The 16046-nt window shown below is 37.5% G+C and carries 18 protein-coding genes; 6 read left to right on the forward strand and 12 right to left on the reverse strand.

Annotated elements, in window-relative coordinates; translation table 11 throughout:
• Positions 1-429: 429 nt before the first annotated feature.
• The 7 genes from AW17_RS18765 to AW17_RS18795 form a co-directional block, all read right to left on the reverse strand.
• Positions 430-1686, reverse strand: coding sequence for an anthranilate synthase component I family protein (locus AW17_RS18765; protein ID WP_029278898.1), 1257 nt, complete (start codon positions 1684-1686; stop codon positions 430-432).
• A 112-nt stretch (positions 1687-1798) separates the two neighbouring features.
• Entirely contained in the window at positions 1799-2104 is a 306-nt protein-coding gene (locus AW17_RS18770) for a type II toxin-antitoxin system RelE/ParE family toxin (RefSeq protein WP_029278899.1), read from the reverse strand.
• Complete coding sequence (locus AW17_RS18775) at positions 2098-2325, reverse strand: hypothetical protein (RefSeq protein WP_029278900.1); 228 nt, start codon at positions 2323-2325, stop codon at positions 2098-2100. The genes AW17_RS18770 and AW17_RS18775 overlap by 7 nt, the downstream gene beginning before the upstream one ends.
• Positions 2326-2597: 272 nt before the next feature.
• The gene (locus tag AW17_RS18780; protein WP_029278901.1) at positions 2598-3878 is read right to left on the reverse strand and encodes an adenylosuccinate synthase; all 1281 of its coding nucleotides are present in this window, start codon (positions 3876-3878) and stop codon (positions 2598-2600) included.
• A 38-nt stretch (positions 3879-3916) separates the two neighbouring features.
• Positions 3917-4414, reverse strand: coding sequence for a Fur family transcriptional regulator (locus AW17_RS18785; RefSeq protein ID WP_029278903.1), 498 nt, complete (start codon positions 4412-4414; stop codon positions 3917-3919).
• A 199-nt stretch (positions 4415-4613) separates the two neighbouring features.
• Entirely contained in the window at positions 4614-5249 is a 636-nt protein-coding gene (locus AW17_RS18790) for a hypothetical protein (protein ID WP_029278905.1), read from the reverse strand.
• A gap of 109 nt (positions 5250-5358) precedes the next feature.
• Complete coding sequence (locus tag AW17_RS18795; RefSeq protein WP_029278907.1) at positions 5359-7566, reverse strand: RelA/SpoT family protein; 2208 nt, start codon at positions 7564-7566, stop codon at positions 5359-5361.
• Between the two features lie 109 nt (positions 7567-7675).
• Here AW17_RS18795 and AW17_RS18800 point away from each other — a divergent pair, with 109 nt between their 5' ends.
• The 4 genes from AW17_RS18800 (at position 7676) to AW17_RS18815 (ending at position 11073) form a co-directional block, all read left to right on the forward strand.
• Positions 7676-8290, forward strand: coding sequence for a DUF4294 domain-containing protein (locus AW17_RS18800; RefSeq protein WP_029278909.1), 615 nt, complete (start codon positions 7676-7678; stop codon positions 8288-8290).
• A 6-nt stretch (positions 8291-8296) separates the two neighbouring features.
• Positions 8297-8809: a glutathione peroxidase gene (locus tag AW17_RS18805; RefSeq protein ID WP_029278911.1), complete on the forward strand. Its 513-nt coding sequence runs from the start codon at positions 8297-8299 to the stop codon at positions 8807-8809.
• Positions 8810-8816: 7 nt separating this feature from the next.
• Complete coding sequence (gene bshB1 / locus AW17_RS18810; RefSeq protein ID WP_029278913.1) at positions 8817-9533, forward strand: bacillithiol biosynthesis deacetylase BshB1; 717 nt, start codon at positions 8817-8819, stop codon at positions 9531-9533.
• 178 nt (positions 9534-9711) lie between these two features.
• Complete coding sequence (locus AW17_RS18815) at positions 9712-11073, forward strand: acyl-CoA dehydrogenase family protein (RefSeq protein ID WP_029278915.1); 1362 nt, start codon at positions 9712-9714, stop codon at positions 11071-11073.
• 76 nt (positions 11074-11149) lie between these two features.
• On the opposite strand, the gene AW17_RS24285 is transcribed toward AW17_RS18815, so the two are convergent.
• The 4 genes from AW17_RS24285 to AW17_RS25000 all read right to left on the reverse strand — a co-directional run bounded on the left by AW17_RS24285 (position 11150) and on the right by AW17_RS25000 (position 13787).
• Positions 11150-11308, reverse strand: coding sequence for a hypothetical protein (locus AW17_RS24285; RefSeq protein ID WP_157280356.1), 159 nt, complete (start codon positions 11306-11308; stop codon positions 11150-11152).
• A gap of 238 nt (positions 11309-11546) precedes the next feature.
• Positions 11547-11951 (reverse strand): hypothetical protein, encoded by a 405-nt coding sequence (locus tag AW17_RS18820; RefSeq protein ID WP_029278917.1) that lies wholly within the window; start codon positions 11949-11951, stop codon positions 11547-11549.
• A 2-nt stretch (positions 11952-11953) separates the two neighbouring features.
• On the reverse strand, positions 11954-13285 hold the full coding sequence (gene lat, locus AW17_RS18825) for an L-lysine 6-transaminase (protein ID WP_029278919.1): 1332 nt from the start codon (positions 13283-13285) through the stop codon (positions 11954-11956).
• 247 nt (positions 13286-13532) lie between these two features.
• Positions 13533-13787, reverse strand: coding sequence for an SDR family oxidoreductase (locus AW17_RS25000; RefSeq protein WP_051691964.1), 255 nt, complete (start codon positions 13785-13787; stop codon positions 13533-13535).
• Between the two features lie 42 nt (positions 13788-13829).
• On the opposite strand from AW17_RS25000, the gene AW17_RS18835 reads away from it, so the two are divergent.
• Together AW17_RS18835 and AW17_RS18840 are read left to right on the forward strand one after the other, a co-directional pair.
• Positions 13830-14135, forward strand: coding sequence for a winged helix-turn-helix transcriptional regulator (locus AW17_RS18835; RefSeq protein ID WP_083488773.1), 306 nt, complete (start codon positions 13830-13832; stop codon positions 14133-14135).
• 126 nt (positions 14136-14261) lie between these two features.
• Entirely contained in the window at positions 14262-14567 is a 306-nt protein-coding gene (locus AW17_RS18840; RefSeq protein WP_029278923.1) for a GNAT family N-acetyltransferase, read from the forward strand.
• Positions 14568-14974: 407 nt separating this feature from the next.
• Here AW17_RS18840 and AW17_RS18845 read toward each other — a convergent pair whose 3' ends face one another.
• The gene (locus AW17_RS18845) at positions 14975-15844 is read right to left on the reverse strand and encodes a 1-aminocyclopropane-1-carboxylate deaminase/D-cysteine desulfhydrase (protein ID WP_029278925.1); all 870 of its coding nucleotides are present in this window, start codon (positions 15842-15844) and stop codon (positions 14975-14977) included.
• Between the last annotated feature and the right edge of the window lie 202 nt (positions 15845-16046).

Raw genomic sequence — 16046 nt, forward strand, 5'->3', positions numbered from 1 at the left:
CTTAGTCCAGAGAAAGCGATTGAAATTGCAAAAACTATTTATTCATTGAAGGTTCTTAATCCATTAAATAATGAAGTGGTCGAGCAAACTTTAATCTTGAATGAAGAGCAGAAATACTTAAGCCAATTATTCAACTTTTGAAACTGGGTGTCCCAGTGCGGAAGACAGGAGATTTGTCATCCTGAGCTTGTCGAAGGACCCGCTTAAATACCCTCTAAGGTGTTTCGACAGGCTCTCCGTAGGAGTCCTTTGGACAACATGACAGCATCTGAGGTGAAATCGCCTTTATGATACACCCTCTTTTATTTGAATTAAGGTTTGAGGATATTGATTAAGTGGTAGCAAGACGCTAAGATTAGAAAAGATTCTTTACTGCGTTCAGAATGACATGCTATTATTGGACTAATGAACCAATGACGACTAAACCAATTAACTACCCAACACTTTCAAAATCGCACTGGCCTTTAACAAGCATTCTTCATATTCTAATGCCGCATCACTTTGATAAGTAATGGCACCTCCAACCTGAAAGGATAAATAGCTAGATTCAGCATTGTACAAAATACTCCGGATAACCACATTAAAATCGAAATCACCATTTGGACTGATGCAGCCAAAGGAACCGGAATAAATACCTCTTTTGGTTACTTCATATTCTTCAATTAATTTCATTGCTTTAATCTTTGGCGCACCTGTCATAGAGCCCATTGGAAATGCATTTTTAATGGCGTCGATAAAGTGAACCGCTGGATTTAGTTCACAGCTAATGGTAGAAATCATTTGATGGACCTGTGGGAAGCTGTAGATGCCAAATAACTCGTCGACAGTAACAGAACCTTTAACGGCCGATTTAGTGAGGTCATGGCGCACCAGATCAACAATCATTACATTCTCTGCCTGCTCTTTAATATCATTCCTGAGTTGCAGCTTTATGGCTTCATCTTCTACTAGATCAGAACTTCTTTTAGCAGTGCCCTTAATGGGTTGTGAGGTCAGTTTTGATCCGCGTTTGCATAAAAAACGTTCTGGAGTAGCAGATAAAATATATTTACCCTGAACTTTAAAATAACCAGCAAATGGGGTAGGAGAAACCTGGTTTAAAACCTCGAAAGTTTGAACCGGATCTATTTCTATATTTTCAGCAAAAAACTCCTGACAGAAGTTAACTTCATAAATATCGCCACGAATAATATGATCTCTTAAAGCTTCTACTTTTTGAACATATTGATCTTTTGACAAGCGTTGTGTTATCGTTACTTTTTTAGATAGGATTTCTGTTTGATACTGAAAGGAATCGATTTCAGCTAAAATTGATTCAGCGCCGATCAGCACCTCGGCATTGCCATTTTTGAAGGCAATTAGGTACTTCGGAACAAAAAAGTATAGATCTGGGAAATTTAAATGATCCGAATTATTAGAGTGAAGGTTTTCTATTTCGTTTTTTAAATCGTAGCTGAAAAAACCAAAAACCCACTGTTTATGTGCAGCATAAAAGCTTTCTAGTTGATCAAACGCATTACCTGCCGCGCATTTTAGTTCATAACGTGCATCGGCAGCGATAATGAAATCGTAAGCCGAATAAGCATCTTTGTAATCGTTTGAATCTAAAAAACAACACACCTCGAACTGGTTGGCCCAATGCAAAGCTTTTTGTTTAAAATGGGATATGTTTTGTGAGGTTTTCAAGTTGCGGCAAAGGTAACTAAACGCTACATAAGTGGAAAGATACTCTGGGTAGAATCTTCAATTTAATCCATTTCATTGGACAACCTTTGAAACAAGCATAAATAGTAAAGAATTAATGCTTTTTAGGATTCATTTTGGTGTGTCTGATCCTTAAAATCCTTATAGTTTGATTTTCGTTTCTATAAGATACTCTAAAATGATGTTTTTCAAAAGCACGATACGTTCCATCATTGTCTTTTTTATACTGATCAATTTTGTGTTTTTCAGGATGACTAGCAATATCACCAACTCCTTTAGTTAGGTCGTTGATAACTTTTACTGCATTTTGAATAGACTCTGCGCTGATATATTCGTATATTTTCTTTAATTGGTTTTGGGCTGGTTTAGTCCAAACAACTTTGAGGTTATTTTTTACCAACTTTTAATCTCATTTAATAGTTGATCATGGGTTATATAATTACCTTTTTTGAATTCTGTTTCTGCAGCTAAGAGCTCACTATTATATTCTTCTATGGAAACGTTTGGATTTTCATTCTTACTCTTTATAAACGCTTGAAGCATCTTAACGACAGAGCTTTTTTCGGCATTGTCTAGCTGGGTAAAATAATTAAGCATTTCGCTTTCTAAGATAGTTGCCATAATAAAATGTTTACACTCAAAAATAACTAAATAGATGCTGATAAGCAAGTAACTAAAGTTGATTTGCTATCAATTGGTAAGAGTTGTCAACTTTCTTGTGCTTTTGTTATTAAAGTTGACAACTCTGAAATGAAAAAAGCAACCCAGTTGTAGGTTGCTTTTCTTTTATGAGCCGTCACTCTGATGCGATAACTATCGGATTTATTTCAGGGTCTATCAGTTGATGAACAATATAGATGCTGAAATAAATTCAGCATAACGAATCGAATATTTTAACGTAATTCCAAAGTTTGTGCTCTATCTGGTCCTACAGAAAGGAATTTGATCGGCACTTCTAATTCTTTTTCTAAGAAAGCAATGTAATCAGTTAATTTGGCTGGAATTTCATCTACAGAAGTAATTTTAGTTACATCAGTAGCCCAACCATCAATTGCTTTTAATACTGGTTTTGGTTCGATAGAAATGATGTCGTATGGCATGTAATCGATCGTTTCGCCATTGTATTCGTAGTGCGTACAAGCATAAATGGTATCGAAAGTATCCAAAACATCAGCTTTCATCATAATTAACTCGGTTACCCCGTTTAACATGATGGCATATTTTAATGCAGGAAGATCGATCCAGCCACAACGACGGGCACGACCTGTAGTTGCGCCAAATTCGTGACCTAAAGCGCGTAAATTTTCGCCAACTTCGTTATCTAATTCAGTAGGGAAAGGGCCGCCACCAACACGTGTGCAATATGCTTTGAAGATACCATAAACAGCACCTACTTTATTAGGCGCAATACCTAAACCGGTACAGGCACCTGCAGTTGTGGTGTTACTAGAAGTTACAAAAGGATATGAACCAAAATCTACGTCCAATAACGTTCCTTGAGCACCTTCTGCTAAAACCGCTTTTCCTTCTTTTAAGAAGCCATTCACATAATGTTCGCTATCTACGTGAGGAATGGTTTTTAAGAATTCGATTGCTTCAAAGAATGATGCTTCTTTCTCTGCTAATTCATATTCGAAACCTTCGTAATGAGAAAGGATTTCAGTATGTTTTTCTACTAATTTAGTATAGCGTTCTTTAAAATCAGGTAGTGTAGTATCGCCAACACGTAAACCGTTACGGCCAGTTTTATCCATATAAGTTGGACCAATACCTTTTAAGGTTGATCCAATTTTATTTTTACCCATGCGTGCCTCGTTAGCTGCATCCAATAATTGGTGGGTTGGTAAAATTAAGTGTGCTTTACGGGCAATCACCAATTTGCCATCGGCAACAGGATCATGACCAGCTTTTTTTAAATTGTCTAACTCTCTTTTTAGGATAATAGGGTCGATTACTACACCATTACCAATAAGATTCATGGTTTTTTCGTTAAAAATTCCTGAAGGGATTGTATTTAAAACGAATTTTTTGCCATCGAACTCTAAAGTATGTCCGGCATTTGGGCCACCCTGAAAACGGGCAATAAGATCATATTTTGGACTTAGTACATCAACGATTTTTCCCTTTCCTTCATCACCCCATTGCAGGCCGAGAAGTACATCTACTTGCGTCATTATTTAATAAATTAAGCTGGTTTTATTTGTATTTTGATTTAATTTTGTACAATTTTTGCGGCTGTTGCTGCGCTTTCGTTTACTTTTCTGGCCATACTGCAATCAGAGCAGAAACCATAGAGATTTAATGAATGGTGTTTCACATCAAATTTTAAAAGATCACCAACCATGGTTTGGATCTGGTGGATACGGGGATCGCAGAATTCTACTACTTTACCACATTCGATACAGATTACGTGATCGTGCTGGCGGTAACCATAAGATTTTTCGAATTGTGCCATATTTTTACCAAACTGGTGTTTGGTAACTAAATCGCATGAAACCAATAACTCCAGTGTGTTATAAACCGTAGCACGACTTACGCGGTACTTTTGGTTTTTCATGTGGATATAAAGGGTTTCTACATCAAAGTGGTCGTTTCTTGAATATATTTCTTCCAATATAGCGAAACGCTCTGGTGTTTTACGTAGATTTTTGTTTTCTAAATAAGCCTCAAAAATCTTGCGAACGAGCTCATTTGTTTTTTGTTCAGACATAGTTTTTAAACTCCATTCAAAGGTAGGTAAATTGTTTTGAAAAATGATTACACCGATGAAATGATTACATAGATTTGAATTGTTTGATTGTTATAGTGTTTGATTGTTGAAATGTTGTAATAAGTCGGATGCCCAAAGTCGGAAAGTCAAAAGTCGGGAGCCCTGAGTTCAATTTGCTAATAGTGTAGGTAACAGTTTTTCAATTAAAGTCTTTATATTGCTTGTCAGTTAAATCTTTAATCTCTATCCTAGGGTAAATAAAATGTTGTTTGGGCTTGTCTAAAAATTGTTTTTCCTCTCCCATTGCAAAGCCAAGTTTGTATCCAATATTATCAGAAGTAGTTAAAAATACATTGTCATGCTCTGTGTCATCAGAGGGAATAAATAACATTACTTTTTTATTTGCAACTTTATCAGTTATCCATTGTTCTCCCGTTCTTGTTGTTGCCCAGCCTGTTACATTAAATGATTTTTCAAAACCCATTGGATAACGAACATAATTAATGAAATAGCAGTAAATCTCAAACTCTATATCAAATGGAAAAGTAATTGCAAATTCGTTTTCTCCAAGTTTATAAAGTCTTGGTTGGGCTTGAAAATTCTCTTGATTATACATATTACAAAATCCATTTATAATACTATCGATTTCTAAGTTTGAAATGTTTTTAACTAAAACGAGTTTGTCATTTTTACTTTCTATTTTTTGTAAAAATTCTTTTGAGGGTCTTGCAGTATTATTATCCGGTTCAGTTTGTCGGTTTAGTAATTTGGTTTTAATTAGATAAAACGCAATAGCTACTAATATTATTCCAATAATTAAAGATTGCATCTTCATTTTTAAGTATGGGTAGGGTTTTTAATTGCCATTATACACAAATTCCTATTTATGCAGTCTGAACTGCTGATTGTTAAATTCTGCTATACGACTCAGAACTTCGGACTAACTATGCGTCAAACCTCGTTACTCCTGTAACACCTCTAACTTTTAATAAATTTTTAATCAGGTTTTCCAGGTGTTCGGTATCATTTACAAAAATCATAATCGAACCATCAAAAATCCCTTCGTTAGTATCCACAGTAATTGATCTCATATTTACTTTAAAATCGGTAGAAATAACCCTGGTGATGTTATTGATCAAACCTACATCATCAATGCCTACAATGCGTAAGCCGGTTAAGAAAGTTAATTCCTGCTGTTTGTTCCATTTGGCTTTCACCACGCGATAACCATAATTGGCCATTAATTGCGCAGCGTTAGGGCAGTTGGTACGGTGTATTTTAATCCCTTCACTTACGGTAACAAAACCAAAAACATCATCACCAGGGATTGGATTGCAACATGCGGCTAGCGTGTAATCTATTTTTTGCAGGTCTTCTCCAATGAGCAAAATGTCATTTTCCGAGCCCTTCATTTTGGTTTTAACGATGTCTACCGTTAGGTTTTCAGGTCGCTCCGGTCCACGATTTTCAACTTCTTTCTCACTCGATAGATACTCTTTTATATCTTTCAGTTCGATTTTTCCTAAAGCAACATTAACAAAAAGCTCTTGTGTAGAAGGCAGTTTAAAGAAATAACTTAGCTTTTGAAGATTATCAGTATTGTAGGTGATTTTTAACGATTTCAGCTTCCTTTCTAAGATTTCTTTCCCATTTTCGGCAATTTTCAGCTTTTCTTCTTTTAAAGATGATTTAATTTTCGATTTAGCCTTGGCAGTAACCACCACATTTAGCCAATCTTCTTTAGGTGTTTGTTTGCTTGAGGTGATAATCTCCACCTGATCGCCATTTTGAAGCTTATACGAAATAGGAACCAGTTTGTGATTCACTTTAGCGCCTATACAGGTTGCACCTACATCGGTATGGATCTCGAAAGCAAAATCTAATGCGGTAGCGCCTAATGGCAACTGGATCAAGGCGCCTTTTGGCGTGAAAATAAAAATCTCATCCGAGAAAAGGTTCATCTTGAAATCGTCCAGGAAGTCTAAAGCATTGGCTTCCGGGTTGCTCAGCATTTCGCGAACTTTCTGGATCCACTGATCCAGACCATTATCATTACTCGATTCTTTGTATTTCCAGTGCGCAGCAAAACCTTTCTCTGCAATCTCGTTCATGCGCTGTGTACGGATCTGTACCTCAACCCATTGCCCGCGAGGTCCCATTACCGTGGTATGCAAACTTTCGTAGCCATTTCCTTTTGGTGAGGAAACCCAATCGCGTAAACGATCTGGGTTTGGACGGTATAAATCGGTAACAATAGAATAAGCTTTCCAGCAATCGGCCTTTTCATTTTCAGGTGCCGAGTCCAAAATAATCCGGATGGCAAAAAGATCGTAAACCTCTTCGAAAGGAATATTTTTCTTTTTCATCTTGTTCCAGATGGAGTGGATGGATTTGGGCCTGCCGTAAACATCGGCCACTAAACCTTGTTCGTGAACAATTTCATCAATCGGTTCGACGAATTTTTTGATGAAAAGCGCACGTTCAGCTTTTTTCTCGTTTAATTTTTTTGCAATGAATTTGTAAGTGTCAGGGTCGAGATATTTCATCGAAAGATCTTCCAACTCTGATTTTATGGCATATAAACCCAATCTGTGGGCTAATGGTGCATATAAATAAATGGTTTCTGAAGCGATTTTAAGCTGCTTGTGGCGGGGCATAAAATCCATTGTACGCATGTTATGCAAACGATCGGCAAGTTTGATCAGGATTACCCTCACATCATCTGCCAGGGTAAGCAGCATTTTACGGAAATTTTCGGCCTGTAAAGAGCTATTGGTATCGAAAACGCCAGATATTTTGGTTAAACCGTCGATAATTTTAGCGGTTTTCTTGCCAAATTCGCGTTCAATATCTTCTAAAGTGATATCGGTATCTTCTACCACATCGTGTAATAAGGCACATACAATAGAGGTTGTTCCTAAGCCAATTTCTTCAGCGGCAATCTGCGCTACAGCGATGGGGTGGTAGATGTAAGGTTCGCCAGATTTTCGGCGCATATCTTTATGGCTCTCCAGTGCCATATCGAAAGCTTTCCTGATTTCTTTTTTATCGCCCTTTTGTAAAGTAGACTTGCTTGCCCGTAGTAATGCCCTATATCTTTTTAGAATCTCTTGCTTTTCCGCCTCTAAATCAATCACTAACTCTGTTTTCATTTGTATTTTTTGCGTAAAAATTGCGTCTTATTTATGAATAAAACTTATATTAGTTTTGTGAAACACCTAATATATGAAATAACACCTAACTTTGTAAAAGTATAAATTTATGAAAATTAAAGGGCTCTTTTTTCTTTGTATTGTAATGATTTGTAGCATTTCGCTACGCGCTCAGGATTCTGCGGCACCAATATTCCCTAAATTGGGTAAAAGCGATACAATAAGAGTAGCCTCAACAAATGATAATGGTATAATGATTCCGTGGATGCAATTGCAAGACGTAAGCATATATGCAGCCAGAATCTGGAAATCACCGGCAGAACAGGCCGCCTATAACCGATTAAGGTATAATGTATTAAAAGTAATGCCATATGCACTGTTTGCAAAACGTAGATACGAACAATTAGAGCAGGATATTGCCCGAACTCCTGAGAAAAAGGAACAGAAACAGCTGGTTAAGCAATGTGATAAAGAAATTAAAGACATGTTTAACCGCGAAATAAAAGAATTAACCATTACTCAAGGTCAGATTTTAACGAAACTGATCGACCGTGAGGTGGGCAGAACAACGTACGATATTGTAAAGCAGACCAAAGGTGGTTTCGCTGCATTTTCTTATCAGATTGTGGCCCGCGTGGTAGGACATAATTTAAAAAGCACTTACGATCCGAATGAAGACAGGGATATAGAATCTATTATCCGTACTTCAGGATTTTATCAATAACATATAATGCAGGAACGCATTCCGAATATTTATTCGTTTAAGGTTAAGAAAATTAATGGCGAAGAACAGCCGTTATCAGCCTACCGGAACAAGGTTGTTTTAATTGTAAATACCGCATCAGAATGTGGTTTTACACCACAATTGAAAGAATTACAGCAGCTAAAAGACGAGATTAATAGTCTTGATTTTGAAATTTTGGGTTTTCCGACCAACGATTTTGGAAAGCAGGAACCGCTTAATGGATCTGATATTGCATCTTTCTGTGAGGTTAATCATGGTGTAAAATTTCCGGTTTTTGATAAGATTATGGTACGTGGTGCACATGCCCACCCGCTTTATCAATTTCTGAGCGATAAAAAACAAAACTCAAAATTAAGTTCGAAACCCCGTTGGAACTTTCATAAATATATCGTGAACAAAAATGGCGAGTTGGAAGATTATTTCTTACCATTCACCAAGCCATTGAGTTCAAAAATTAAAAAGAAAATTCAGCAATTGCTGAGCCAAAATACCCAATAATTACATCATGAAATTAGATATTTTAGTTATAGCCGTGCATCCTGATGATGCAGAGCTTTGCTGTTCAGGTACTATTTTAAAACATATTGCCCTTGGTAAAAAAATTGGAATTGTAGATTTAACCAGAGGCGAGCTGGGTACGCGTGGTACTGCAGAAACAAGAGATGAAGAGGCCGCAGACTCTGCAAAAATTTTGGGTTTGCATGTTCGCGAAAATTTGAGAATGAGGGATGGCTTTTTTCAGAATGATGAATTTCATCGTTTAGAAGTAATTAAAGCCATCAGGAAATACCAGCCAGAAATTATTTTAAGCAATGCGCTGGAAGACCGTCACCCTGATCATGGCAGAGCTGGCGACCTGGTGTACGATTCGGTTTTTTTATCAGGCTTGCCAAAAATAGAAACATCGTTAGATGGCGTTAAACAAGAAGCGCACCGCCCAAGGTTATTATTGCAATATATTCAAGACAGGTACTTAAAACCTGATATCATTGTGGATATATCAGACCACATGGATAAGAAAATTGAATCGATTAAAGCTTTTAAAACCCAGTTTTATAATCCTGATGTAGATGGCTTGCAAACTTATATCTCATCGCCTGAGTTTTTCGAAAGTGTGATTGGCCGCGCAAGAGAATTTGGTAAAAGCATTGGCACTACTTTTGGCGAGGGCTTTACCTCAAGAAAATTGTTGGGTGTTGATAGTTTGTTTGATTTAAGGTAGAAAAATTGTCATTCTGAGCGCAGCGAAGAATCTCTAAGTTGAAAAGCACTTACTTGACTTACTGCACAAATTTTCATTTTGTTCTGTTTTGGTTGTAGATTCTTCGCTGCGCTCAGAATGACAGAATCTACCACCCAACAAAACCGCCCTTCGTTTGTTATTCTCAAAACGAATAATAATGGCGAATATATTCTCTTCTCTCAAAAACGCGTACAATCTTTTTAAACATGTAGATTTCGATAAGTTAGAAGCTTTATCAAAAAAAGTCGATTTACCCAAAATGGTCGAAACGATATCCAGTCTGGATGATAAACAGATTCAGGGAATGATGAAAATGATGGGTGGATCAGGCAAAAAGCGAGAATTACCACCAATTGAAGGTGATTTTTATCATTTGGGCGACGAAGCACTCAAAGATGAGGACCGGGAACTCCAGCTAAAAGTGCGTGCTTTTTTAGAAAAAGAAGTTAAACCCATTGTAAACCATTACTGGAACAAAGCCGAATTTCCTTTCGAAATTATCCCAAACCTCGCCGAACTTAATATCTGTGGTTTAACCTATAAAGGTTATGGTTGTCCGGGGAAATCGAATTTGATGGAAGGGATTTTAGCGATGGAAATGGCGCGGATTGATACCTCTATTTCTACTTTTTTTGGTGTACAGAGTGGTTTAGCGATGGGATCGATCTATTTATGTGGATCGGAGGAGCAAAAACAGCAATGGTTGCCACTGATGCAGCAATTTAAAATTATCGGTGCATTTGGGCTAACCGAACCCGAAGTGGGCTCTGCTGCTGCTGGAGGACTCACTACAACCTGCAAAAAAATAGATGGCAAATGGATATTAAATGGTCAGAAAAAATGGATCGGTAATGCCACTTTCGCTGATATCTTAATTATTTGGGCACGAGATGAAGAAAGTGGTGAGGTTAAGGGCTTTATTGTAAAAAAGGATAATCCGGGTTTTGCGGTAGAAAAGATGCAGGATAAAATGGCCCTCAGGATTGTGCAGAATGGAATTATCACCTTAACCAATTGTGAGGTAGAAGAGGCCGATCGCTTACAAAATGCAAACTCATTTAAAGATACAGCAAAAGTATTGCAAATGACAAGAGCAGGAGTAGCCTGGCAGGCTGTTGGCTGCGCCCGTGGCGCTTACGAAAATGCATTGGATTATACCCGCACCCGAAAACAGTTTGGTAAACCCATTGCATCTTTTCAATTGATTCAAAACCATTTGGTTGAGATGTTGTCGAATTTAACAGCAATGCAAACATTATGTTTTAGGTTGTCACAACTTCAGGATCAGGGCTTGTTGAAAGATGAGCATGCTTCGTTAGCCAAGGTATTCTGTTCGTTACGTACACGTGATGTGGTGAGCAAGGCCCGTGAGGTAATGGGTGGAAACGGCATTTTACTGGAATATAATGTAGCGCGTTTTGTGGCCGATGCCGAAGCAATTTATTCGTACGAAGGCACAAAAGAAATAAATACCTTGATTGTAGGTCGGGCTATAACGGGTTTTTCGGCTTTTGTTTAGGGGGAACTCCCGAAGTTTTAACGGGGAAAAGCGTTGGGAGAACTTCGTGAGTTTAAAGTAAGGCCGAAATAGCTAATTAGTACAAGGTAAAGGCAAAGGGTTTTTTTTTGGAAACGAATGTCAGCATTTCATAGGTGCTGTAGTCCTGCCATTTGCTACAATCTTTTTGAGCTACAGTAATGCTGAGGTACAAAGCATCTTTTTCATCGGTTAAAGATGCTTCGTGCCTCAGCATGACAGCATATTCAGGGGTACTGCAAGCAAAAAGGATTTTCGCTGCTGTCAGGTTTATTGAACAACGGTCCTTTTCAAGGCAAAAACTTTGAATATAAACCCGATTGGAACGGATGCTAATTTCCTTCAAATTGGCAGGAGGGAAAGCGGGACTGAAAATGCCAAATGCACAGAACCCTTCATTTCCAAATCAATAAGAACTAAATATTTTTGGGATATCCCTTTCGAGTTTTACCCTTCTATTTATACGGATTTTTATTAAACGCTGTCTGGCTCATTGCGCTTTTTTCAAATAAAGCAATACAGTTTTTGTTAAACTGAGGATCGAAGTTTATTGCTCCAGGCTGTAATGTATTTGGAATATCTCCGTTTTGCATAAAGAAATAAACTTTTGTATTGCCGTATTTGGTATGGGGCATTAAATTGCCATAATCTTCCATTTCTTTCCATACTGAATCTTTAACCGTAACTACATAAATGCGCTGTACCGGACCAGTATTGTTTGCATTTCTATACTTGGCAACTTCTTTAAAACCGGCTTTCATGTCCTCAATCCCAGGCTGATCAAAAACAGCCTTAACCATGAAAAAGATCAATGCTAAAATACCTGCAACCAAGAAATAAACTAACCATTTTCTATTCATGCCTACAATAAAGGCAATATTTTCTCCATAACCGTCAAGCCTTCGTCAATATGCTTTTGCTCAATGCAAAGTGCCGGACGAAAGCGTATTGTTTTTTCACCACAGCCCAAAAACATCACATTGTTTTCCAATCCTTTGCCAATAAATGCATTACGCATTTCTTTTGTCGGGAAATCAAAAGAGCACAACAAACCTCTTCCACGAACATTTGTCATTTGATCAAATTTATGCGATAGGTTTTCTAGTTGATCTCTTAAGTACAAACCTACTTTTGCTGCATTTTCACAAAGCTGATCTTCTTCTACAATTTGTAAAATCTGTGTTGAACGAACCATATCAACCAAATTGCCTCCCCACGTTGAGTTAATACGGCTTGGCACTTTAAATACATTGGTTTCAATTTCGTCTACCTTTTTGCCGACAAGGATACCGCAAACCTGCATTTTTTTTCCAAAAGCGATGATATCTGGTCGAGCTTTTTCACTAAAATGTTGATGGCACCAGAATTTACCGGTTAACCCAACGCCGGTCTGTACTTCATCATAAATCAAAAAGGCATCATTTTCATCGGACAAAGCCTTAAGTTGGATCAAAAATTCTTCGCGCAGGTGGTTATCTCCACCTTCAGATTGAATTGGCTCTACAATTATAGCACAGATATCGTCTTTATTATCTGCAAACGCTTTTTTGATCTGCGCTAAAGATGTTTCTTCGGTTTGAATGGCATGACTTAAATTATTTCCTGAAAGCGGAAATTTAACTTCCGGAACAGCCACTCTTGGCCAATCGAATTTGGCAAACCACTTGGTTTTATCGGGTAGGGTATTGGTTAAGCTTAAAGTATAGCCCGTTCTGCCATGAAAAGCCCTTTCGAAGTGTAAAACCTTAAAACCTTTTTCTTCAGTATATCCCTTCGTAAAATTTTTCTGAACTTTCCAGTCCATGGCTACCTTAATTGCATTTTCTACTGCTAAGCCTCCACCTGCAATAAAAAAAGCATGTGGCAGGTAATCAGGAATACCGACTTTGGAAAATGTTTCAACAAACTGTGCATACTGCTGGGTGTAAACATCAGAGTTCGATGGATTGGCTAATGCAGCGAGGAGAAGGTTTTTTTTAAACGTTTCATCATTGATCATTTTAGGGTGGTTATATCCTAAAGGAACGGAAGCAAAACAAGTGAAAAAATCGAGTAAAGTTCTGTTGTGTTTAGCATCGTAAATGTAAGCACCATGACTTTTTTCCATATCATAAGTGAGGTCGAAACCATCGGCCAAAATGTGTTTACTTAACGATTCGTTAACGCGATCTGCAGGTACTGTTAATTGATACATAAACTTGGTTTTGGTATAATCCAAATTTAGTTAAATGTGCCTAAAATCAAAATTTAAGCACTTTTTGTGCGCTTTACATAAAAAATAGGTTTAAACTGTTTAAAGTATGATTATAGACAAAATCGCGTTTTGGACTTCACCGATGTGGAAAACTTTTTTACTGAAACCCCTTTTTATAGCGTTTTATTTTGATAGAATCAGAATGCCGAACGTGATCCTCCACCGTCCACTACCGAAACCGTTCCTGTTATATATTTAGCACGTGGCGAAACCAGGAAAACAGCCATGTTTGTCTATCCTGCACTTCACCAAAATCTTGCAAAGGTATTTCACTTTCAGCATATTTCCGGCGCTCATCACCCGGGAAATAAGGCCGGATGTTTTCAGTATCGATAAGCCCCGGCTGTAAACAGTTCACCCTGATTCCATATTTGCCCAACTCACCTGCAAGTTGTTTAGACCACATTGCCATTGCGGCCTTGGCAATAGCAGAAACATTCAAGGAGCGTAATTCATAAGTACTGGTTAAATTGAGTATTGTACCTTGTTTGCGGCCAACAAAATTGGAGGGAGATGGAAAATTGTAATATTGGATAAACTTGGAGACCGAAAATTGAAGTTCAGCGAACTGAAAAAAGAATTCCCATATGTATATATATCAGAACGGATGTTAACCTTACAGTTGCGTGCATTGGAGCAAGATGAACTGGTTAAAAGAACTGTTTATGCAGAGGTTCCTCCGAGGGTAGAATATGAGCTAACTCCGATAGCACTGGAGTTTCTTCCGATTTTTTGTCAATTAAGTGCTTGGGGCAAGAAGAATAAAGCGCTAAAGAAGAGTGGATCATAAAACCGTTAATTATGATTATAGGTATACATAAATCAGCAGATATTGGTTACCTTTAATTGATTTGTCAACTATTTAATGTTGCATCAGTTGATTAGCAAATTTTAAAATTATATCGGGTTAAGTATTATGGCAGAAGTTAAATTAAATATCCAAAAAGAAGAACCTAGTGCATTCGAACTTTATGATGATGGCGAAAAATATGGAGAAATGGTTTTTGATATTCAGAGAGAAAATTTAACGGTTTATCATACCGAAATTGATCCCGAAAAAGAAGGCAAAGGTTACGCAAAACTATTGCTGGATGCGATGGTAAATTATGTACGTACAAATAACCTGAAGGTAATTCCACTGTGCCCTTATGTGCATCTGCAATTTAAACGCCACGAAGAACTTTACAGAGATATCTGGAACAAAGTGCGCGAAAACGATTAATAGATAAAATAATACTAGAATTAAATTCAGGAAGCTACACTAATATTTCATGATTTTGGAAAACCGGTTTTCCAACGGTTCTGGTAAGAAGGCCACAGGAAAATTGTAGATGAATTAATTAAACCTTTAAAAAAGAACTAAAAGCCGGTTGTTTTGGACGGTTTATTATTCAATGTGTATAGATCGTGCATCTTTATCTATTATTTAGTGGGCTTGCTCTATTTTTATTTCATTCGAAAGAAAGTATCGATACTTTTGTCACAAGAATCAAATCAACGGGACGATTTAGAGATCTTATTGGGGGTTTTCAGCGATGAGGACCCTTTTTTTATTCAGGGCTAATGATATTGATCAAATAGTTAAGCGCATTTGCAGGATGAATTGGTATCAAAGATTGTATAACCTGTTTAAAACTTATCCTTCATGCCAAAAATGCCCATAAGCCCTCCGGTGTGGATGGCTAATACTTTTTCATCTTTACTAATAATTTCTCGTTTTGATAAATCTTGGATGGCATAAAACATTTTGGAGGTATAAACAGGGTCTAGGAGCAATCCGGTTTTTGCAGTAAAGGTTTTGATAAAGCTGATCAGTTCAGGAGTGGTTTTCGCATAACCTCCAAAATGATAATCGAGGTGAAGTTCGAGGTGACTGGAGATGGGCGTATAATGTGCTATTTCTGCTTTGATAAACGAAGCGCCCTTTAACACGGGGATGATATGTAACTTTGTATTTAATTGTTGTTGTTGAATCCCCCTCAACAAACCTGCAGCTGTGGTTCCTGTTCCGGCAGCGCAAAAAATGTGGTCGTATGGTTCCACTAGCTCTTCAATTACCTCCGCGCAGCCAATGGTGGCTTCAACTGATGCACCTCCTTCGTTTATAAAATAGGCTTGTGTGTCGGATGCAAAATATCGGTCAAACAATTGGTGTTTATCCCGATAACTTTCACGGTCGGTAAAAATGAGTTTCATCCCAAATAAACTGCACAGCAATAATAGCTCATTTTTTACTTCTTCTCCACGTACAAAGGCTGTAGCGGTTAAGCCCGATCTTGATGCTGCGGCGGCAGTTGCCACAAGGTGATTGGAATAAGAACCTCCAAAAGTGACCAGATGCGTTTTTTGATCTGCTTTGGCCTTGGCTAAAATGTATTTGAGCTTACGCCATTTGTTGCCGGAAATATAAGGATCAATAAGATCATCCCTTTTAACAAACAGGTTGTTTAAAGGAGAAAATGCTATTTTTTGTATTGGACTATATATTTCTTCAAACACGTGTGAAAATAAGCAAAGGTTATATCATAAATAATTTTAATTAGAAAATGTCATGCTGAACCTGTCTGAACGACTTAAATGAACTTAAAACGTCTTTCGACAAGCTACTATTGACAGACTCCAATAGAAAAATCGTCATTGCGAGGAGGAAGGACGAAGCAATCTTTCATGCAGTGATTTCACTATAAAGATTGCTTCGTCG

This window comes from Pedobacter borealis DSM 19626, from assembly GCF_000708285.2.
In the GTDB taxonomy this organism is placed as follows: Bacteria; Bacteroidota; Bacteroidia; order Sphingobacteriales; family Sphingobacteriaceae; genus Pedobacter; species Pedobacter borealis.